Below are 18,373 nucleotides of genomic sequence, written 5' to 3'. Positions count from 1 at the left end.
GAGGCCAAGACACAACCGATGGCCCAGGCTACCGGCCTCTCGCCGAAGGAAATCCTGCGCGCCGCGCGGCTGCCGATCGCCATCCTCGTGGTGCTTGTCCTGTTTGGCCTGGTCGAGCCGCGCGTGCTTTCCGTCGGCAATTTCCGCAACATCGCGCTGCAGGCGAGCTATCTCGCCATCTTCGCCATGGCGCAGACCATGGTGCTTTTGACGCGTGGCTTCGATCTGTCGCTCGGCTACACCGTCTCGCTCGTCAGCGTCGCTGCCTCGATGGCGATGGTGGCGATGGGGGGCGGCGACGTTTCGATCCTCTATGGCATCGGCGCGGCGGTTCTGATCGCTGGCACGATCGGCCTCGCCAACGGCCTCCTCATCGCAGGCATCGGCATCAATCCGCTGGTGACGACGCTCGGCATGGCCAACATGGTGCTGGCCTTTGCCTCGACGATCAGCGGCGGCTTTCCGGTCACGGGCCTTCCGAAGAGCCTTACCGCCGAATTCGCGGAGCGCTCGCTGCTCGCAATCCCGATGCCGATCTGGATCGCCGCGCTGGTGTTCGTGCTTCTGTTCCTGGCGCTCAAGGCGACGCGTTTCGGCCGCAGCCTCTACATCATCGGCGCCAATCCCAAGGCGGCGGTGGCGGCTGGCATCCGCACCGTGCCGGTGCTGGTGCTGGCCTATGTGCTTTGCGCGCTGCTGGCGGCGCTCGGCGCGCTGCTGCTCACGGCGCGCACCGGCTCGGGCGAGCCCAATCTCGGCGGCAATCTCACGCTGGAGGCCATCGCGGCCGCCGTGGTCGGCGGCGTGCGCCTCTCCGGCGGCGAGGGGGGCGTAGGCGCCGCCGTGCTCGGCGCGCTGTTCGTCACAGTGCTCTCCAACGGCATGAACCTCGTCCAGATCGACGGCTATCTGCAGCAGATCTGCCTGGGCGTCATCATCATCGTCAGCCTGATCGTCAATCGCGACGAAGCCAGGCGCTGATACTCCAACCTCTTCGGGAAGCTCGTATGGCCTATCAAGTTTGCATCGACATCGGCGGCACCTTCACCGACTGCCTCGTCTCGAACAGCAAGGGCGAGATCGCGATCTTCAAGTCGCCGACGACGCCTGGCGAATTCGAAAAAGGCTTCATCAACGTGCTGCATGTTGCGGCCGAGGGCTATGGCCTGAGCGGCGCCGACTTCATGAGAGAGATCGACCTCATCGTGCACGGTTCGACCGTGTCCACCAACGCGCTGGTCGAACGCAAGACCGTCAAGGTCGGCCTCATCCTGACCGCCGGTCACCAGGATATCCTCGTGCTGCGCGAGGGCCCGCGCAAAGGGGCTTTCCAGTGGCGGCTGAACTATCCCGATCCCTATGTGCCGCGCCATCTCACCAAGACGGTCGCCGGCCGCATCGACGCGCGCGGCCGCGAACTGGCGCCTCTGTCGCTGGATGACGTGCGCAAGGCGGCCGCCGAATTCCGCGGCCTCGGCGTCGAGGCGATCGCCGTCGGCCTGCTGTGGTCGGTGGTCAACCCGGCGCATGAGCTTGCCGTGCGCGAGATCCTGGACAAAGAGCTGCCGGGCATTCCGGTGACGCTCAGCCATGAGATCAACCCGATGCCGCGCGAATACAAGCGCATCATCGCGGCCGCGATCGACGCCTCGATCAATCCGATCGTGCGCACCTATATCGAGAAGCTGAAGACCGCGCTCGACGAGGAAGGTTTCGCGGGCGAGCTGCTGCTTGCCAATTGCGTCGGCGGCATGATGCCTTTGGCCGACATGATCCGGAAGCCGATCTACAGCGTCATGTCCGGCCCGACGCTGGCGCCGATGGCGGCGCTCGCGCTCTCCGACGAGCCTGACATCATCGTCGGCGACATGGGCGGCACGACCTTCGACGTCTCGGCGCTGCGCGACCACCAGATCATCGTCACGCCGGACAGCATGATCCATGACGATTCGCTCGGCATTCCCAAGGTCGACGTGCGCTCGGTCGGCGCCGGCGGCGGCTCGATCGCCTTTGTCGACGAAGGCGGCCTGCTGCAGGTCGGCCCGCGCAGCGCCGGCGCGCGGCCGGGGCCTGCCTGCTACGGTCAGGGCGGCACCGAGCCGACCGTGACCGATGCCAATGTCGTGCTGGGTATCGTCGATCCGGATTACTTCCTCGGCGGCAAGATGCAGCTGAAGCGCGAGCTGGCTGAGGCCGCGGTGGACAAGATCGCCGCGCGGCTCGGCGTGACGCGCGAGCAAGCCGCCTACGCGATCTACACCACCTCCAACCACAACATGGTGGCGGCGATCGAGGAGATCACCGTGCGCGAGGGCATCAATCCGCGCGACTCTTTCTTCGTCTGCGGCGGCGGAGCCACCGCCATCCACATCGCCGAGATGGCCGACATCCTCGGCCTGAAGCGCTATATGGTGCCGCGTTTCATGGCCGGCCTCAGCGCCTTCGGCGGCCTGATCTCCGACATCCGCTCGGAAGAGAGCGCGGTGCTGCTCACCTCCGATGCCGACTTCAACGTCGCCGGCGTCAACGACGCGCTGAAGCGGCTGAAGCAGGCCGGCGACAACTTCCTCGCCGAAGCCGGCGTGGCGCCTGAGAACCGCCAGTTCGAATTCTCCTTCCTCGGCCGCTACGAATACCAGTCCTTCGAGATCGAGGTGCCGTTCGAGGCAAAGGACGGAGTGGTGTCCGAGGGCGATCTGCCGGGTCTGGTCGAGGCCTTCCACAAGATGCACGAGCGCATCTATTCGATCCGCGCCGACAACGACGTCGTCGAGTTCACGGCGTGGAAGCTGCGCGCCATCGGCAAGCGCTCGGGCCAGGATATCTGGCAGAAGAACACGCTGCCCGATCAGAATGGCCCGATCGACCTGAAGGCCAGGCGCGGCATCTACCAGCAGGAAAGCGGGCGTGTCGAAACGGTTCCGGTCTACGAACTTGCGCAGCTGCGCGCCGGCGCGCAGCTTGCCGGCCCCTGCCTGGTCGAAGCCGAGACCTTCACCGCCTATCTCAAGGACCAGCATCAAGGGCAGATCGACCGCTACGGCAATCTCGTCGTCAACATCGCCTAGTTCAACAATCACGTGAGAGAACGACCCATGGACTCCATCAACAGGCTCGAGCTCGACGTCGCTGAACGCCGTGTCGACCCCTTCCTGATGTCGGTGCTGAAGAGCCGCTTCGAGGCGATCGTGCGCGAGATGACCCTGGTCGTCATGCGCGCCAGCCGCTCGGCGGTGATCAAGAATGCGCGCGACTTCTCCTGCGCCATCCTGACCTACGACCACAGGCTGGTTTCGGTCGAGGACGCGCTGCCGATCCATGTCATGTCGATGGACATGGCGACGCGGCCGCTGACGGATCTCTTCGACGACATTGCGCAAGGCGACATCTTCCTCAACAACTGTCCCTATACCGGCGGCACGCACCATGCCGACCTGATCATGGCGATGCCGGTGTTCTTCGAGGGCGAGCCGCTGTTCTGGGTCGTGGCGCTGTCGCACCACGCCGACACCGGCGCGCCGGTGCCGTCGACCTACCTGCCTTTCGCCAAGAACATCTTCGAGGAAGGCATGCATTTCCCCTGCGTGCGCGTCGCGCAGAACTACGAGGAGAAGAAGGACATCCTGCGCATCGGCACGATGCGCAACCGCGTGCCGGACATGTGGCTGGGCGACGTTCGCGCTCAGATCGGCGCCTGCCGCACCGGCGAAAGGCGTATCGGCGAATTGTTCGCGCGCTATGGCCGCGACACGATTCTCGGTTTCGTCGAGGACTGGTTCGACTACGGCGCGCGCTGCGCCAAGGCGGCGATCGCCAAGCTGCCGGCCGGCAGCTACAGCTACGAGACGCGCCATGACCCGGTGCCGGGCGTCGCCGACGAAGGCATCCCGGTCAAGGTGACGATCAATGTCTATCCGGAGAAGGGCGAGATAGTCGTCGACGTGCGCGACAACATCGACAACGTGCCGGGCGGCCTCAACCTGTCGGAGAACACCGCCACCGGCTCCTGCCGCATCGGCGTCTTCAACAATCTCGACGAAAGCATCCCGCACAATGAGGGCGCGAAGTCGCAGATCAAGGTGCTGCTGCGCGAGGGCAGCGCCATCGGCAAGCCGAAATATCCGGTCGGCACTTCGGTCGCCACGACCAACGTCAACGACCGGCTGATGATTGCCGGCAACTGCGTATTCTCGCGCATGGGCGCGCCTTACGGCCAGGCCGAGAGCGGCTCGCACCTGCCGGCAGGGGTCGGCGTCATCTCCGGTCAGGACCCGTTCAAGCACGGCAAGTCCTACGTCAACCAGGTCTTTGTCGGCTATGCCGGCGGCGGCGCCCGCCACGGCTTCGACGGCTGGCTGACCTATTGCGGCCCGGCCAATGCCGGTCTCATCCAGCTCGACTCGGTCGAGGTCGACGAGTCGATGTATCCGATCGTTATCGAGCGCCGTGGCGTGCTGCCCGGATCGCAGGGTTTCGGCGAGTTCGAGGGCGCGCCGGCGACCGGCGGCGTCTTCTATCCGCTCGACCACGACATGACGATCGTCTACGCGGCCGACGGCACCAGCTTCCCGCCGCGCGGCGTGCTGGGCGGCGGCGACGGCAAGGAGAGCGAGACGATCAAGCTCAGGGCCGGTGAGAAGATCGTGTTGCCGGCCTTCAGCGAAGAGACGATCGAGGATGGCGCCCGCATCGAGTTCACCGCCTGCGGCGGCGGCGGTTACGGCGATCCGCTGAAGCGCGATCCGAGGCGTGTCGCGGCGACCGTCAATCGCGGCTGGCTGAGCCGCGAGGATGCCGAGACGGTCTACAAGGTGGTTCTGGTCGAGGCCGACGAGCCTGGCCTGCTCCAGGTCGACGAAGCTCGTACAGCCGCCCTCAGAACGGTCTGACTCCGATAGGTGGAACAGGTCTGCGGTGGACCTCGAATTCCGGACTATTGGTTGGGAAAAGGGCGCCTAACGGGGGGTGTGCCATGCGTGACGACCGAGTTGTAGCTCGCAAGGGCCTGCCGCCGACCGACGCCGCTCTTCTGCTCTTGGCAGCGGCGATCTATGGCGGCATTTTTCCGGTCAACCGGCTGGCCGCCGAAACGCAATGGCCGCCCGTGGGCTTCGCCTTCGCGCAATCTCTTGCGGCAGGCGTGACACTGGTCCTGGCGGCCGCCGTCACCGGCGGTCGGTTTGCCCTTACCGCCGGACAGGTGCGTACGTACCTGATCTTGGGTGGCCTGGTGGTTGGCCTGCCGATCGGCATCCTGGTTTCAGCGGCTCCGCATGTCGACGCCTCGGTGCTGACCCTGGTGCTCTGCCTTTCTCCCATATTCACCCTCTGCATCGGCGCGCTGGCGGGCCTCGATCGCTTCGATTGGCGCACTCTCGCCGGAATGCTGCTCGGCGTGGCCGGCGTGGCTGTCCTCGCGCTGCCCGACGCTGGCGTTGTCGGCTCCGACGGCGTCGTCTGGTTTCTGGTGGCGCTCCTTGCGCCGGTCATGTTCGCTGCCGCCAACAACTGCGCCAAATGGCTGCGTCCCGAAGGCGCGTCCTCCGCGGTAATGGCGGCCGGAACGTTGCTGGGAGCGGCCGTGGTTGCCGGCGTCGTCATGCTTGCGCTCGGCGGTGCAGCGTTGCCTTCCGAGTGGACCGGCAGGACCGCGACGCCGCTCGTTCTCGCGACGGCGATCAATGCCATCTTCTTCGTCCTGTTCTTCGAGCTGGTCGCCCGGATGGGGCCGACGCGTTTTTCGATCTTCAATTATCTGGCCGTGGCCGCCGGCATCCTCTGGAGCCTGGCCGTCTTCGACGAACGACCGGCCGCGTCGTTCTGGCTGGCCCTGGTCCTGATGCTCGCAGCCATGTACCTGGTGCTGTCGCGCAAGCCCGACTGACCGTGTGATGACCGCTGCCGGGCAACGACCTTTCACATGATGCCGAAGGTCTTGTAGGCATCGACCGCGCTCATGCCTTCGCGGATCGCCTTGGCGACGAGCTTCTCGCCGCGGACTTTTTCGAGCGCCAGCCGCACCACCTCTTCTTCCGCCTGGCGTGGGATGACGAGTACGCCTTCCTTGTCGCCGAAGAGGAGCGTTCCCGGCTCTATGCGCACGCCGCCGATCTCGAGCGCGCAGCGATAGTCTATAACCTTGCCGCGCAAGCCCTGGTCTTGCGCGTAGTAGCCGGTGCAGAAGCAGGGAAATCCCAGCGCCTTGATGCCGTCGGTGTCGCGGGCGAAACCGTCGACCAGCGCGCCATGCGCGCCGAGGATCTTGGCACGTGTCGACATGAGCTCGCCCCACAGCGCGTAGCGGGGCGAGGCGCCGCTGGCGACGTAGATTTCGCCTGGTTTCAGATCGTCCAGCGCCTCGAACATCAGCCCGAACGGCTTGCTCATGAGCGGATTGTGCGTCGCCTCCCCGGAGGGAAAAATATCGGTCTCGAGCACGGGCATGGCCCGGCCGAGCAATCGCGTCTTCTCGTCGACGGGTTTGAACACCGGCGGCAGGAACTGATGCTGCAGCCCCAGCGTATCCATCACATCGCCGACCACGGCGACGAAGAGCTCTTCCTCGAACAGGCGGTACATTCCGGCATCGTCGGCATAGAGACGTGTCGATCTGGTCATCAGGCTTGCATCCGGATGTTGGTGGATTGAACGGTCCGCGAAGGTCCCAGCGCCTCGGCGTTCTGCACCAGCGCGCGCATATAGCCGAGCGCGAAGGCCTTCCCCGCATGCCAGGGCGCGTCGCAGGACATTTCCGGTGTGTGGTCGGGGATGATGACGCCGTCATAGTTTTCGTCGCGCAGGATGCGGACGATTTCGGCCATGTCGATGTCGCCGTCGTCGACGAAGGTTTCGTGGTAGTTCGGCACCTTGCCGCGCACGTTGCGGAAATGGATGTAGCCGATGCGCTTGCGTCGGGCGAAGCGCCGGACATGCCCGTAAATCTCGTCGGCGCCCGGCATTTCCTGCAGCGAGCCGAGGCACAGCTCCAGTCCGTTGGACGGCGAATCCACGATGTCCATCAGCCGGTCGTATTTCTCCGGACGGTTGACCAGTCGCGCCGCGCCCCGCAAAGCCTCGGCCGGCGGATCGTCCGGATGGGCGGCGAGCACCACGCCGGCTTCCTCAGCCACGGGAACGACGTCGCGCAGGAAGGCGCCGAGCCGCTGCCAAAGCTCATCGCTGCTCACCCTCACCGGCGCTGCGCCCGGCCGGCCGGCGCGGTAGCGCATGTTCCAGACCACGCCATCGGGCAGGGGCAGATGGGGATCGATCGCCGCAAGGTCGAGCCCCACCGACATCGCACCGCCGCGCGCGAAGGGTCCACGCGACCAACCCCAGACCCCGGCGATGGAGAAGTTGTAGCCGATGCAAGGGATGCCGGCGCGCCCGGCATCGCGGATGAGCCGTTTCAATCCCTCAATCTGCTTCGCCCGATCGGGACCGTCGAGCAAGATATCGGACCAGAAGCGGGGCGAGAAATTCTCGATCGCTGCGATTTCCAGGCCGTTGTCGCGCACTGTCTTCACCAGGCCGGCGAAGTCCTCATAGTTCCATAGCTCATCTGTGGAGCAGTCGCCCCAGCCCTCCGTCTCGCTGCCGGCCGACAGCGAAGGATCGCGCCCGCGAAAGTAGTTGGTGAGGTGGGCGACGATGTGCGTGGCGCCTGCCTGACGGGCAAAGCGGAAATTGTCTGATGTCAACGATTCCCGGTAAAGGCCAAGACCGATCTTCATGGTCACTTCACGCCGATGCCGGCGGTCAGGCCGCCATCGATCTTGTAGTCGGCGCCGGTGCAGAAGCCGGCCTTCGACGAGCACAGAAAGGCGATGAGCTCGGCCACTTCCTCGGGTTCGCCGATGCGGCCGAGCGGATGGGCCGCGCCGAAGCGCTTGTAAGCCTCCTCGACATCGGCGTCGCTGCCGTTGTCGCCGCGCGCGGCCTTTTCCAGGATCGGTGTGCGGATCGAGCCCGGGCTGACCGAATTGACCCGGATGCCGGCCGCCGCATAGTCGAGCGCCAGCGAGCGTGTCAGCGTGTGGATCGCGCCTTTGGTGGTGGCATAGGCGGCGACGTTCTGCTGGCAGGCGAAACCCTGCACCGAGGCGACATTGACGATCGTGCCGCCGCCGCGCTTGACCATTTCCGGGATGCCGAAATGCGCGGTCAGGTAGATCGAGCCGACATTGACGGTCATCGCCTTGTTCCAGGTTTCCCAGTCGGTCGTCGTCGCGGTCCCATAGGGATGGACCGCCGCCGAATTGACGATCACATCGAGGCCGCCGAAACGCTCGACGCCGGCTGCGACGGCATCGCGGACCTGCTCCGGCACGGAGACGTCGGTGTCCACGATCAGCGCTCCGGCCCCGGAGCTTTCCAACTCCGCCCGCATCGCGGCATTGGCCGCGCGGTCGATACCGCAGGCGACGATCGCGGCGCCGCCGGCGGCGAGGCGCCTGGCGGTCGCGAGGCCGATCCCGGTCGTTCCGGTCACCAGCGCGACCTTGCCTTCAAAATCCTTCATAGCTGAAACTCCTTGGTCACGTCTCGGAAGCCGGTTCTTCCGGCAGGAAGCGCAAGGCGAAATCGAGATGGCGGCTCATCAAATAGGCGTAAGCCAGCCTGTCGCGGGCGCGCAGCGCAGCGATGATCTCGCCATGCGCGGCACGGGTGTCGGCCAGCACCGGGCGCATTTCCTTGCCGATGGTCATGATCCGCAGGATCACCGGGGACAGGAAGGAATACATGTCCGTCAGCATGCGATTGTCCGCCAGGCCGATCAGCGCCATGTGGAAATTGAAGTCGTTTTCGGCGGCTTCCTCGATCGAGCGGCTGTCGACGATCCTGGCGTTGATTTCGTCGAGCGCCTCGATCTGCTCGCTTGTGGCGTTAAGCACGATGTGGTCGCCGATGCCGACCTCGATGATGCGCCTGAAACCCTGGATGTCGGCGAAGGACGAGCGCGAGACATCCATATGCGCTGCAAAGAAATTCTGGATGGCGATGCTCTGTCCGTTGGCGAGCACCGCGCCGACACGCGGCTTGGGCTCGATCAGCCCGTAGGTGCGGATGGTGCGCAGCGCCTCGCGCACGGTATTGCGGCTGGCGCCGGTGATTTCGCTGAGCTCACGCTCCGTCGGCAGCACGTCGCCGACATTCAATTGCCGCGCGCGGATGAGGTCCAGGATCCGTCCGGCGGCGGTGTCGACCGCGGAGCCGCCGCCGGCGCGGCGGGCGGCGACATTGTCGCGCACGGCTTGGGGGTTTTCCGGCATCGATCCTCCTAATTGTTGGACCAGAATATCGTATGGTTTGAGGAAAACAACCGGTTTGAACTTGGACTTGGTAATTTTCCCCGGGATGAACCTGGCGCGCAACCACTCACAAGTGTCAAATTTTAATTTGACTCTCATTGTGGTCCAACAATAAGTTGCCGACCTCTCACGAAGGAAGGCGGCAAATGGAACAAACCTGGCGCTGGTACGGTCCCGACGATCCGGTGACCCTCGATCACGTCAAGCAGGCGGGCGCGACCGGCGTGGTTTCGGCCCTGCACGACATCTATGACGGCCGCGTCTGGCCGCTGGAGAACATCCTGGAGCGCAAGCGCATCATCGAGGCGGCGGGGCTGACCTGGTCGGTGGTCGAGAGCATTCCGGTCCACAACTCGATCAAGATCGGCTCGCCGGAGCGGCTCCGCTATGTCGGCTTCTACAAGGATACGATCCGGGCGCTGGCGAAGGCCGGCATCGCGACGATCTGCTACAACTTCATGCCCGTGGTCGACTGGACGCGGACGGATCTGGCCTATCGCTTGCCGACGACAGGTTATGCGCTGCGCTTCGATGCGATCGATTTCGCCGCTTACGACCTGTTTGTGCTGAAGCGCCGGAATGCCGAAGCCAGCTACACGCCCGCCCGCATCGCCGAAGCGGAAGCGCGGCTGAAGGAACTTGACGATGAGAAGATCGACAGGATCGAGCGCAATCTCATCGCCGGCCTGCCCGCAACCGAGCGCGCCTACAACCGCGACAGTTTTCGCGAGGCCTTGGCTGACTATGATGCGATCGGGCCGAAGGAATTGCGCGACAATCTCGCCTGGTTCCTGCGCGAGATCATTCCGGTGGCCGAGCAGGAAGGGGTGCGCATGTGCATCCATCCCGACGACCCGCCATTCTCGCTCTACGGCCTGCCGCGCATCGTCTCGACCGCCGAGGATGCGCGCTTCATCCTCAATGCCGTCGATAGCCCGGCCAACGGCTTGACCTTCTGCACCGGCTCCTACGGCACGCGCGCCGACAACGACATCGTCGCCATGGTCAAGGAGTTCGCCAGCCGCATCCATTTCGTCCATCTGCGCAACGTCACCATCGAGGATGACGGCTCTTTCCATGAGGCCGAGCATCTCGAGGGCGGCACCGACATGGCGCATGTCATCCTCGCCCTGATGCAGGAGGAGGCGCGTCGCCGCAAGGAAGGCCGCGCCGACTGGCGCATTCCGATGCGGCCGGACCACGGGCACCTGCTCGCCGACGACATCGGCAAGACCAGGATCAATCCCGGCTACTCGCTGATCGGCCGGCTCAAGGGCCTCGCCGAATTGCGCGGCATCATGCGGGCCGTCGAGCGGTTCGGGCTGGCTTGAAGTGGTTTGCGTATGTAAAAACTATTTGCTCAGGTAAAAATACCTGCTAGTGGTTTGCGGACCGGGCACGTGGCCCGGTTCCAGGGAGGAATTGCCGGATATGACAAGACTGCGCGGTCTTGCGTGGGATCATCGACGTTGCTGGGGTCCGCTGGACGCCAGCGTCGCGCCGTATTGCGCCGCCAATCCCGGTCTGGAGATCGAATGGGACCGCCGCAGCCTCTATGAATTCGGCGAGGGCGCGCTAGGCCCGGTGCTCGGCGAATACGACCTGGTGGTGTTCGACCATCCCTTCATCGGTGACATCGCGCAGGACGAGCTGATGGTGCCGTTCGACGGCTTTCTGTCGGCGGAGCAGGTCCGTTTCTTCGAACAGGACTCCGTCGGTCCGTCCTGGCGGTCCTACGAAAAGAACGGACGCCAATGGGCGCTGCCGATCGACGCCGCCTGCCACGTCGCTTCGTATCGTCCGGATCTTCTGGAGCGCTACGGACCGGTGCCACGCACGCATGAAGAAGTCGTCGAGCTCGGCCGCCGCGCATGTAAGGACGGCAAATGGCTCGGCCTGCCTTTCGTGCCGACGGATGCGATGTGCCTGCTTTTGACGCTCGGACATCCGCAGGAACATGGCGACCAGTTCATCGCGACCGATATGGTCGACCATGCCATCGGGCAGCTGCGCGAACTGGCGGCGCTGTCGCATCCGAACTCGTCCAAATGGAATCCGATCCGCTGCTACGACCACATGGTCGCGCATGACGATGTCGTCTATGTGCCGTTCGCCTTCGGCTATGTGAACTACGCCGCGAAAACCGACAGGCCGTATCTGCGCTTCGCCGACGTGCCGACCGCGCGATCGGCCGGCGCACTACTCGGCGGCGCCGGCATCGGCGTCAGCGCCCAGTCGATGCACAAGCAGGCGGCGATCGACTACGCGCTTTTCCTATGCTCGCCCGACTATCAGCGCGGCGACTATGTGAGGTCGGGCGGACAGCCGGGATCGCTGGCCGCCTGGAAGGATGCCGAGGTCAATCGCCTCTCCGGCGATTTCTTCGCCTCGACGCTGCGCACGATCAGCTCGTCCTATCTGCGCCCGACGCATCCGGGCTTCATCGCCTTCTTCCGCGAATGCGCGCCGCGCGCGGCCGCCGCCATTGCTGGCGACATCTCGGTTGCGGAACTCGCCGATCACGTCAACCGCCTCTATCGCGAAACCAGGCAACCGGAACGGAGCGTCGCGTGATGGCTGCCGGTATTGCCGAAACGCTCGAGGAAAGCGAAAGCGGCCGCAACGGATATCGCGTGCCGGCGGTGGAGAAGGCGCTCGACGTGCTGGAGTTCATGGCTGCAAGCGCCGAAGCGATGACCCAGACCGAGATCGCCACCGGCCTCGGCAGGTCCATCCACGAGATCTACCGCATCCTGCTCTTACTGGAGAAGCGCGGCTACCTGTTCCGCACGCAATCGGACCGCTTCCGGCTGTCGCTGAAGTTGTTCGAGCTGGCGCATATGCATCCGCCGGTGAACAGGCTGGTCGAATGCGCGCTGCCGGTGATGCGCGAATTGACCGCCAATGCCGACCAGAGCTGTCACCTCGTGGTGCGCGAGGGACAGAACGCCCTGGTGGTGCTGCAGATCGATTCGCCGCTGCCGATGCGCTACTCGGTTGCGCTCGGATCGCATTTCCCGATCCTCGAAACCAGTTCCGGCGCGGTGCTGCTCGCCCATTCGAACCGGGCGGAGCGCGACCGCATCGTCGAGCGGATCGTCGCTGCCGGCGAAGGGCAGGGGACGCGCGAGGAAATCGAGGCGCGGCTGAACGAGGTGGCCAGGCTCGGCTACGAGATGCGCGCGTCGTTGGCCGTCGAGGGCTGCACCAACATCTCCATGCCCGTGCGCGACCATGTCGGCGCCGTCATCGCCGCGCTCACGGTCCCGCTGCTGCCTCAGAAGGCGGCGCGCTTCGACCGTCAAACCGTCTTCGAACGAACCCGGACCGCCGCCGAGAAGATATCGGCCGCGCTCGGTTGGGGCGAAGCCAACAGCTCTTCACGTGCCGACCCGGAACGGCGGGACTACCCGTTCAGCGACTGAGATAAACGAAAAACCTGGGAGAGAAAAATGCACTGGTCCAAATCAATCCTGCTCGCATCCGCGGCCATGCTGGCCATAGGCGCGGCGGCGGCGCGCGCCGAGAACATGCCCAAGCACATCGGCTACGTCACCAATTACGCCACGCATGAGTGGTACCAGAACGTCATCAAGGGCATGAAGGCGCACGGCAAGGAACTCGGGATCGACGTCGAGGTGCAGGACGCCAATCTCGACATAGCTAAGCAGGTCGCCGCTGCCGAAGACTTCATCGCCAAGGGCGTCGACGTGCTCATCATCACCCCGGTGAATGAGGAAGGCGTGGTGCCGCTGCTGCGTCAGGCCAAGGCCGCCAACATCCCGGTGGTGCTCGAGGGCAACCCGGTCAAGGGCATGACCACGATGGTCGCCATTTGCGACTACGACACCGGCTACTTCTCCGGCGTCGAGGCCGGAAAATATGCCAAGGAAAAGCTCGGCGGCGTCGCCAAGGTGATGAATGTCGGCCTGCCGCTGCTGTCGGCGACGGTGCTGCGCTCGCACGGCTTCATGGATGGGCTTAAGACCGTCATCCCCGATGCTGTGATGGTGCATGACCTCGACGGCGGCGGCAATCCGGACCGCGCTCTGGAAGTCTCCTCGGCAGCGCTCGCCAAGAATTCCGACATCAACATCATCTACGGTGTCAACGATTCTTCGTCGCTGGGCGGTCTGCAGGCATGGAAGGCCGCCGGAAAGTCGCAGGACGGCCTGCTGACGGTCGGCACCGGCGGCGAAGGGCTCGCCTTCATCAACGCCATGCAGAACGAGCCGTCCTACCGCATCGAGGCCGCCATGTTCCCGGAGAAGGAAGGCTTCACCACCATCGACGCGGCGGTCAAGCTTTTCAACGGAGAGCAGGTGCCGGAGCACATCGTCAGCCCGACCGCGCCGATGACTGGCGACGACTGGAAGAAATACTATGACTATGACGGCAAGACCCGCACCATCAAATGGGACGCCGTCAATGCGCTGCAGCCGCCGGCAAAGTGCATGAAGACCTCGGCCGACCTGAAGAAATAGGTCGATCGACACGGCCCTTCCCGCGTCGCGGGAAGGGCTGCCTGCCAGTCGCCGATGGCCGGCAAGGACATGGGCGCCGGTGCCTGACCTTAGAGCCGGATGATTTCAGGTCTGTTCGACCTGAAATCTGAATCCGTCTCTAAATCCGAGAGATAGAGCATGATGTCGTCCGAAACCGCCTCACACTTTTCGGCATCATGCTCTAGCGACGGGAACGGACTGACATGAGCGAGCTTACTCACGCTTCCGCGCAGAAGCGTCCTATCGGCGGCCAGCTTCTCGGCAGCAGCCAGTTGGTGCTGGGCGCCATCCTGGCGGTGCTTTGCATCGCCATCTCGATCGCGGCGCCGCAGTTCTATTCGGAAGCCAACATCATCGCCATCCTGCGCCAATGCGCGCTGGTGCTGATCGTCGCCTCGGGCATGACCATGCTCATCATCACGGCGGAAGTCGACCTGTCGGTCGGCGCATCGCTCGCCTTTGTCGGCTGCATCGGCATGGCGGTGCTCAATTCCACGCACAGCCTCGCGCTCGGCATGCTGGCAGCGCTTGCCTTCGCCGGGGGAGTCGGTCTGTTCAACGGGCTTGTCGTCACCAAGCTCAGGGTGAACTCGCTGATCGCCACCATCGGCACCATGATGATGCTGCAGGGCGGCGTCTATCTGTTCACGCGCGAAGCCGTGCAGAACCACAACCAACTGGCAAGCTTCACCGATCTCGGCGCCGGCTATGTCGGCGCGGTACCCGTACCCGTCATCATCGCCGCGCTGATCTTCGTCGTCGCCTATGTGACGCTGCGCTTCACCACGCTCGGTCGCTATCTCTACGCGGTCGGCGCCAATGAAAGGGCGGTGCGCCTGTCCGGCCTGCGTTCGGAACGGCTGAAGCTGCTTGCTTTCGTCGTCACCGGCCTCGCCGTCGGCGTCGCCGGCATGATCCTGTCGTCATTGATGAATGCCGGCCAGCCGACCGCTGGGCGCGGCTTCGAGCTGACGGTGATCGCCGCCGTCATCCTTGGCGGCACCAGCCTGCTCGGCGGCCGTGGCTCGCTGTTCGGCACGCTGCTCGGCGTGCTGGTGCTCAAGGTGATCGACAACGGCATCATCATCCTCGGCTGGAACCAGGACTTGCAGATGGTGGTACCGGGAATCGTCATCATCCTGGCGACCTATCTCGACATCATCCGGAACAAAGCCAATGTCCGTTGATTTCCTTCATCCCGGCGAAGGCGCGCCGATCGACACGAATGTGTCGGCGCTGGAGATGCGCGGCATCGGCAAGCGCTTCCCGGGCGTGGTGGCCCTGGACAATGTCGACTTCACCCTGGAGCCCGGCAAGATCCACGCCCTGATGGGCGAGAACGGCGCCGGCAAGTCGACGCTGATCAAGATCATGGCCGGCGTCTACGGCAAGGACGCCGGCACCATCCGCATGCGCGGGCGGGAGGTCGACATCAAATCGCCGCGCGACAGCCTGAAGGAAGGCATCAAGGTCGTGTTCCAGGAGATCGCGCTGATCTCCGAATTCACCGTCGCGGAAAACATCTTCCTCGAAGGCTATCCGACCGGCAGGACCGGCTCGATCGACTGGAAGAAGATCCGCGCCGACTCGGCGGCACTCTTCAACCGCATCGGCTTCGACGTCGATCCAGCGGCGCGGACGGGATCGCTGCCGGTCAGCCAGCAGCAGATGGTCGAGATCGCCCGCGCGCTCGCCCACGAGGCGCGCGTGGTGGTTATGGACGAACCGACGTCCTCGCTGACGCCGAACGAAGTTGCGCTGCTGTTCACCGTCATCCGCCGCCTGGCGGCGCTCGGCATTGCCGTGGTCTATGTCAGCCACAAGCTCGACGAGGTGTTCGAGATCGCGGACACGGTGACGGTGCTGCGCGATGGACGCCACATCTCGACCAAGCCGATCGGCGAGCACACCAACGACACGCTGATCCAGGACATGATCGGCCGCCGGATCGACAACCTCTTTCCGCGCCAGCGCGGCGCGGCGGGCAGCAAGGTGGCACTGTCGGTTGAAAACCTCAGCACGGCCAAGAAGCTCATCGACGTGTCCTTCGAGGCACGCGCCGGCGAGGTGCTCGGCTTCTTCGGTTTGATGGGCGCCGGCCGCACCGAGCTCGCCAAGGCGATCGTCGGCTACGACCCGATCACCTCTGGCATCATCACGGTCGACGGTCAGCGCCTTGCGCCGCACGACACGCGCACCGGGGTGCGGCTCGGCATAGGCCTGCTCACCGAGGACCGCAAAAGCGAGGGCCTGATGGGCGAGCTGCCCGTGTACCAGAATGCCAGCCTCGCCTCGCTCGGCGCGTTCGCCCGATTGGGTTTCGTCGACAAGGCGAAGGAACACCAGGCGGTGCAGGACTATGTCGACCGCTTCCGCATCAAGACCCCCAGCCTGTTCCAGCAGATCAAGAACCTCTCGGGCGGCAACCAGCAGAAGGTGCTGATCTCGCGCTGGCTGATGCGCGGCCTGAAGGTCATCGTCGTCGACGAGCCGACACGCGGCATCGATGTCGGCGCCAAGTCGGAAATCTTCGCGCTGATCGACCGGCTCGCCGGCGAGGGCTTGGCGGTGGTCATGATGACGTCGGAGATGCCGGAACTGCTCGGCCTCGCCGATCGGATCGCGGTGATGTGCGAGGGCCGCCTGACCGCGCTGATGCCACGCGAGGAAGCCACGCAGGAGAAGATCCTCAATGCGGCGATCGGATAGAACCATGGCGCATCGCCTCGGCATTCCTTGCGATAAGCGCCATTCCCTCGGAGGAGGCAAGCGATGAGCCTTGCAAGCACGGCTTCCGCGAAAGACCAGCCATCCCTGCTGGCGCGGCTCTTTGCCCGGCAGGAACTGGCGTTGCTCGTCTGCCTCGTCCTGGTGCTGGCGTTCTTTTCCGCAACGGTCGAGAATTTCTTCTCCGTGCGCAACATGACCAACGTGCTGGGGCAGGCCTCGCTGGCGCTCACCGCCGGCATCGGCTGCGCCATCGTCTTCATTTCCGGCGAGGTCGACATTTCGATCGGCTCGCTGCTGGCGACCATCGCGCTGCCGCTGATCATCATCATGAACGACACCAATTCGCTGCTGCTCGGCGTCGGCGGCGCGCTGCTGTTCGGCCTGATCATCGGTGTGGTGAACGGTTATCTCGTCGCCTATGCCGGCATCAACTCGCTGATTGTGACGCTGGGCACCATGTTCATCATGCGCGGCGGCGTCTATCTCTATACCGGCCAGCGCGCGATCCCCGACGATGCCAGCCTCGACTCCTTCATCGCGCTCTCCGACGGGCGCCTGTTCAACATCATCCCGTATTCGGCGGTGATCGCCATCGTGCTCCTCGTCGCCTTCGGCTACATGATGCAGCACAGGCCTTTCGGACGGCAGATCTATGCCGTCGGCGGTAATCAGGAAGTGGCGCGGCTCGCCGGCTACGACGTGCGGCGCGTCAAGTTCATCTGCTTCATCATCAGCGCACTGCTGGCGACCGTCGCGGGCATCATCCTGGCGGCGCGTGTCGGCTCGGCGCAGCACACGGCGGGGCTCAATTTCGAATTCCAGGTCGTCGCCGCGACGGTGCTCGGCGGCGTGAGCCTTGCCGGCGGCATCGGCAGCCTGACAGGCATGGCGCTGGGCGTGCTCATCCTGCAGTTCTTGTCCAACGGCCTGCGCGGTCTCGGCCTGCCGACCGAATGGCAGCTCGTCATCACCGGCATGATCATCATTGCCGCGGTCGCCTTCGACGAAGCGAAGCGCCGGCGCGCGAATGGAGGCTGATATGGCTCGTCTTGCAGGAAAAACCGCCGTCATCACCGGTGCGGCCGACGGCATCGGCCACGCGATCGCCGAGGCGATGGCCCGGGAAGGGGCGCATGTGTTCCTCGGCGACATCGCCGACGACGCAGGCGAGACGTTCGCGGCAGCGCTACGCGCAGCTGGCTGCCGTGCCGACTACGTCCATTGCGACGTCTCCCAGGAAGCCGACATCGCCGGCCTGATCGACAGCGCGGTGAACAAGACCGGACATCTCGACATCCTGGTCAACAACGCCGCGATCGCGATAGGCGGCATGCCGGTGCACGAGATGACTGACGAGCAATGGCACCGGCTGATCGCGGTCAACCTGACCAGCGTGTTCCGCGGCTGCAAATACGCATTGCCGCACATGATCGCGCAGAAGTCCGGCTCGATCATCAACATGGCCTCGGCGCAGGGCCATATCGGCCTCGACGGCTGGACCGCCTATGCCGGTGCCAAGGGCGCGGTGATGGCGATGACGCGCCAGATGGCGGTCGAGTTCGGCCCGCTGAACATCCGCGTCAACTCGATCTCGCCGGGCACCATCAACACACCGATGAACGACAGGCTGATCAAGGAAATCGGCGGCAGCCTCGCCAAGGCGTGGGTCAAGATGCATCCGCTTGGCCGCATCGGCGAGCCTTCGGAGGTGGCCGAGGCCGCCGTCTATCTGGCTTCCGATGCGGCCGGCTTCACCACCGGCACCGACCTGCGCGTCGATGGCGGACTGACGGCGGCGCCCCGCTACGTTCCCGAACTGCTTTGAAA

Annotated in this window: 16 protein-coding genes; 12 read left to right on the top strand and 4 right to left on the bottom strand. The window is 64.7% G+C overall.

Annotation, left to right across the window (positions count from 1 at the left end):
- The first annotated feature begins 18 nt into the window (after positions 1-18).
- The 4 genes from MJ8_RS22800 to MJ8_RS22785 all read left to right on the top strand — a co-directional run bounded on the left by MJ8_RS22800 (position 19) and on the right by MJ8_RS22785 (position 5,884).
- The gene (locus MJ8_RS22800; RefSeq protein WP_201410966.1) at positions 19-981 is read left to right on the top strand and encodes an ABC transporter permease; all 963 of its coding nucleotides are present in this window, start codon (positions 19-21) and stop codon (positions 979-981) included.
- 26 nt (positions 982-1,007) lie between these two features.
- Positions 1,008-3,068 (top strand): hydantoinase/oxoprolinase family protein, encoded by a 2,061-nt coding sequence (locus MJ8_RS22795; RefSeq protein ID WP_201410965.1) that lies wholly within the window; start codon positions 1,008-1,010, stop codon positions 3,066-3,068.
- Positions 3,069-3,095: 27 nt separating this feature from the next.
- Entirely contained in the window at positions 3,096-4,889 is a 1,794-nt protein-coding gene (locus MJ8_RS22790; protein WP_201410964.1) for a hydantoinase B/oxoprolinase family protein, read from the top strand.
- Positions 4,890-4,972: 83 nt separating this feature from the next.
- The gene (locus MJ8_RS22785) at positions 4,973-5,884 is read left to right on the top strand and encodes a DMT family transporter (RefSeq protein ID WP_201410963.1); all 912 of its coding nucleotides are present in this window, start codon (positions 4,973-4,975) and stop codon (positions 5,882-5,884) included.
- 32 nt (positions 5,885-5,916) lie between these two features.
- Here the strand turns inward: MJ8_RS22785 and MJ8_RS22780 are convergent, their stop codons facing one another.
- Genes MJ8_RS22780 through MJ8_RS22765 form a run of 4 tightly spaced genes read right to left on the bottom strand, consistent with a single transcriptional unit; the run spans position 5,917 to position 9,272 of the window.
- Positions 5,917-6,618 carry an RraA family protein gene (locus tag MJ8_RS22780; protein ID WP_225247998.1) on the bottom strand — a complete coding sequence of 234 codons (702 nt, stop codon included), beginning with the start codon at positions 6,616-6,618 and terminating at the stop codon, positions 5,917-5,919.
- A complete protein-coding gene (locus tag MJ8_RS22775; RefSeq protein WP_201410962.1) occupies positions 6,618-7,733 on the bottom strand; it encodes a mannonate dehydratase in 1,116 nt (371 codons plus the stop codon). Before MJ8_RS22775 ends, MJ8_RS22780 begins: the two co-directional genes overlap by 1 nt.
- Before the next feature lie 2 nt (positions 7,734-7,735).
- Positions 7,736-8,521, bottom strand: a complete 786-nt coding sequence (locus tag MJ8_RS22770) for an SDR family NAD(P)-dependent oxidoreductase (RefSeq protein ID WP_201410961.1) — start codon at positions 8,519-8,521, stop codon at positions 7,736-7,738.
- A gap of 16 nt (positions 8,522-8,537) precedes the next feature.
- Complete coding sequence (locus MJ8_RS22765; RefSeq protein WP_201410960.1) at positions 8,538-9,272, bottom strand: FadR/GntR family transcriptional regulator; 735 nt, start codon at positions 9,270-9,272, stop codon at positions 8,538-8,540.
- A 185-nt stretch (positions 9,273-9,457) separates the two neighbouring features.
- Between MJ8_RS22765 and uxuA the strand changes: the two genes are divergently transcribed.
- The 8 genes from uxuA to MJ8_RS22725 all read left to right on the top strand — a co-directional run bounded on the left by uxuA (position 9,458) and on the right by MJ8_RS22725 (position 18,371).
- The gene (gene uxuA / locus MJ8_RS22760) at positions 9,458-10,642 is read left to right on the top strand and encodes a mannonate dehydratase (protein WP_201410959.1); all 1,185 of its coding nucleotides are present in this window, start codon (positions 9,458-9,460) and stop codon (positions 10,640-10,642) included.
- A gap of 100 nt (positions 10,643-10,742) precedes the next feature.
- Positions 10,743-11,885, top strand: coding sequence for an extracellular solute-binding protein (locus MJ8_RS22755; RefSeq protein WP_201410958.1), 1,143 nt, complete (start codon positions 10,743-10,745; stop codon positions 11,883-11,885).
- Complete coding sequence (locus MJ8_RS22750; RefSeq protein ID WP_201410957.1) at positions 11,885-12,736, top strand: IclR family transcriptional regulator; 852 nt, start codon at positions 11,885-11,887, stop codon at positions 12,734-12,736. Before MJ8_RS22755 ends, MJ8_RS22750 begins: the two co-directional genes overlap by 1 nt.
- A gap of 27 nt (positions 12,737-12,763) precedes the next feature.
- Entirely contained in the window at positions 12,764-13,795 is a 1,032-nt protein-coding gene (locus tag MJ8_RS22745) for a sugar ABC transporter substrate-binding protein (RefSeq protein WP_201410956.1), read from the top strand.
- A 224-nt stretch (positions 13,796-14,019) separates the two neighbouring features.
- Positions 14,020-15,003, top strand: coding sequence for an ABC transporter permease (locus MJ8_RS22740; RefSeq protein WP_201410955.1), 984 nt, complete (start codon positions 14,020-14,022; stop codon positions 15,001-15,003).
- On the top strand, positions 14,993-16,525 hold the full coding sequence (locus tag MJ8_RS22735) for a sugar ABC transporter ATP-binding protein (RefSeq protein ID WP_201410954.1): 1,533 nt from the start codon (positions 14,993-14,995) through the stop codon (positions 16,523-16,525). The genes MJ8_RS22740 and MJ8_RS22735 overlap by 11 nt, the downstream gene beginning before the upstream one ends.
- A 63-nt stretch (positions 16,526-16,588) precedes the next feature.
- Positions 16,589-17,584, top strand: coding sequence for an ABC transporter permease (locus tag MJ8_RS22730; protein WP_201410953.1), 996 nt, complete (start codon positions 16,589-16,591; stop codon positions 17,582-17,584).
- Between the two features lies 1 nt (position 17,585).
- Positions 17,586-18,371, top strand: a complete 786-nt coding sequence (locus MJ8_RS22725; protein ID WP_201410952.1) for an SDR family NAD(P)-dependent oxidoreductase — start codon at positions 17,586-17,588, stop codon at positions 18,369-18,371.
- Positions 18,372-18,373 lie beyond the last annotated feature (2 nt).

The organism is Mesorhizobium sp. J8 (assembly GCF_016591715.1).
Taxonomy (GTDB): Bacteria; Pseudomonadota; Alphaproteobacteria; order Rhizobiales; family Rhizobiaceae; genus Mesorhizobium.
Note: the sequence above shows the minus strand (reverse complement) of the source record. Positions and strands in the feature narration are given on the sequence as shown.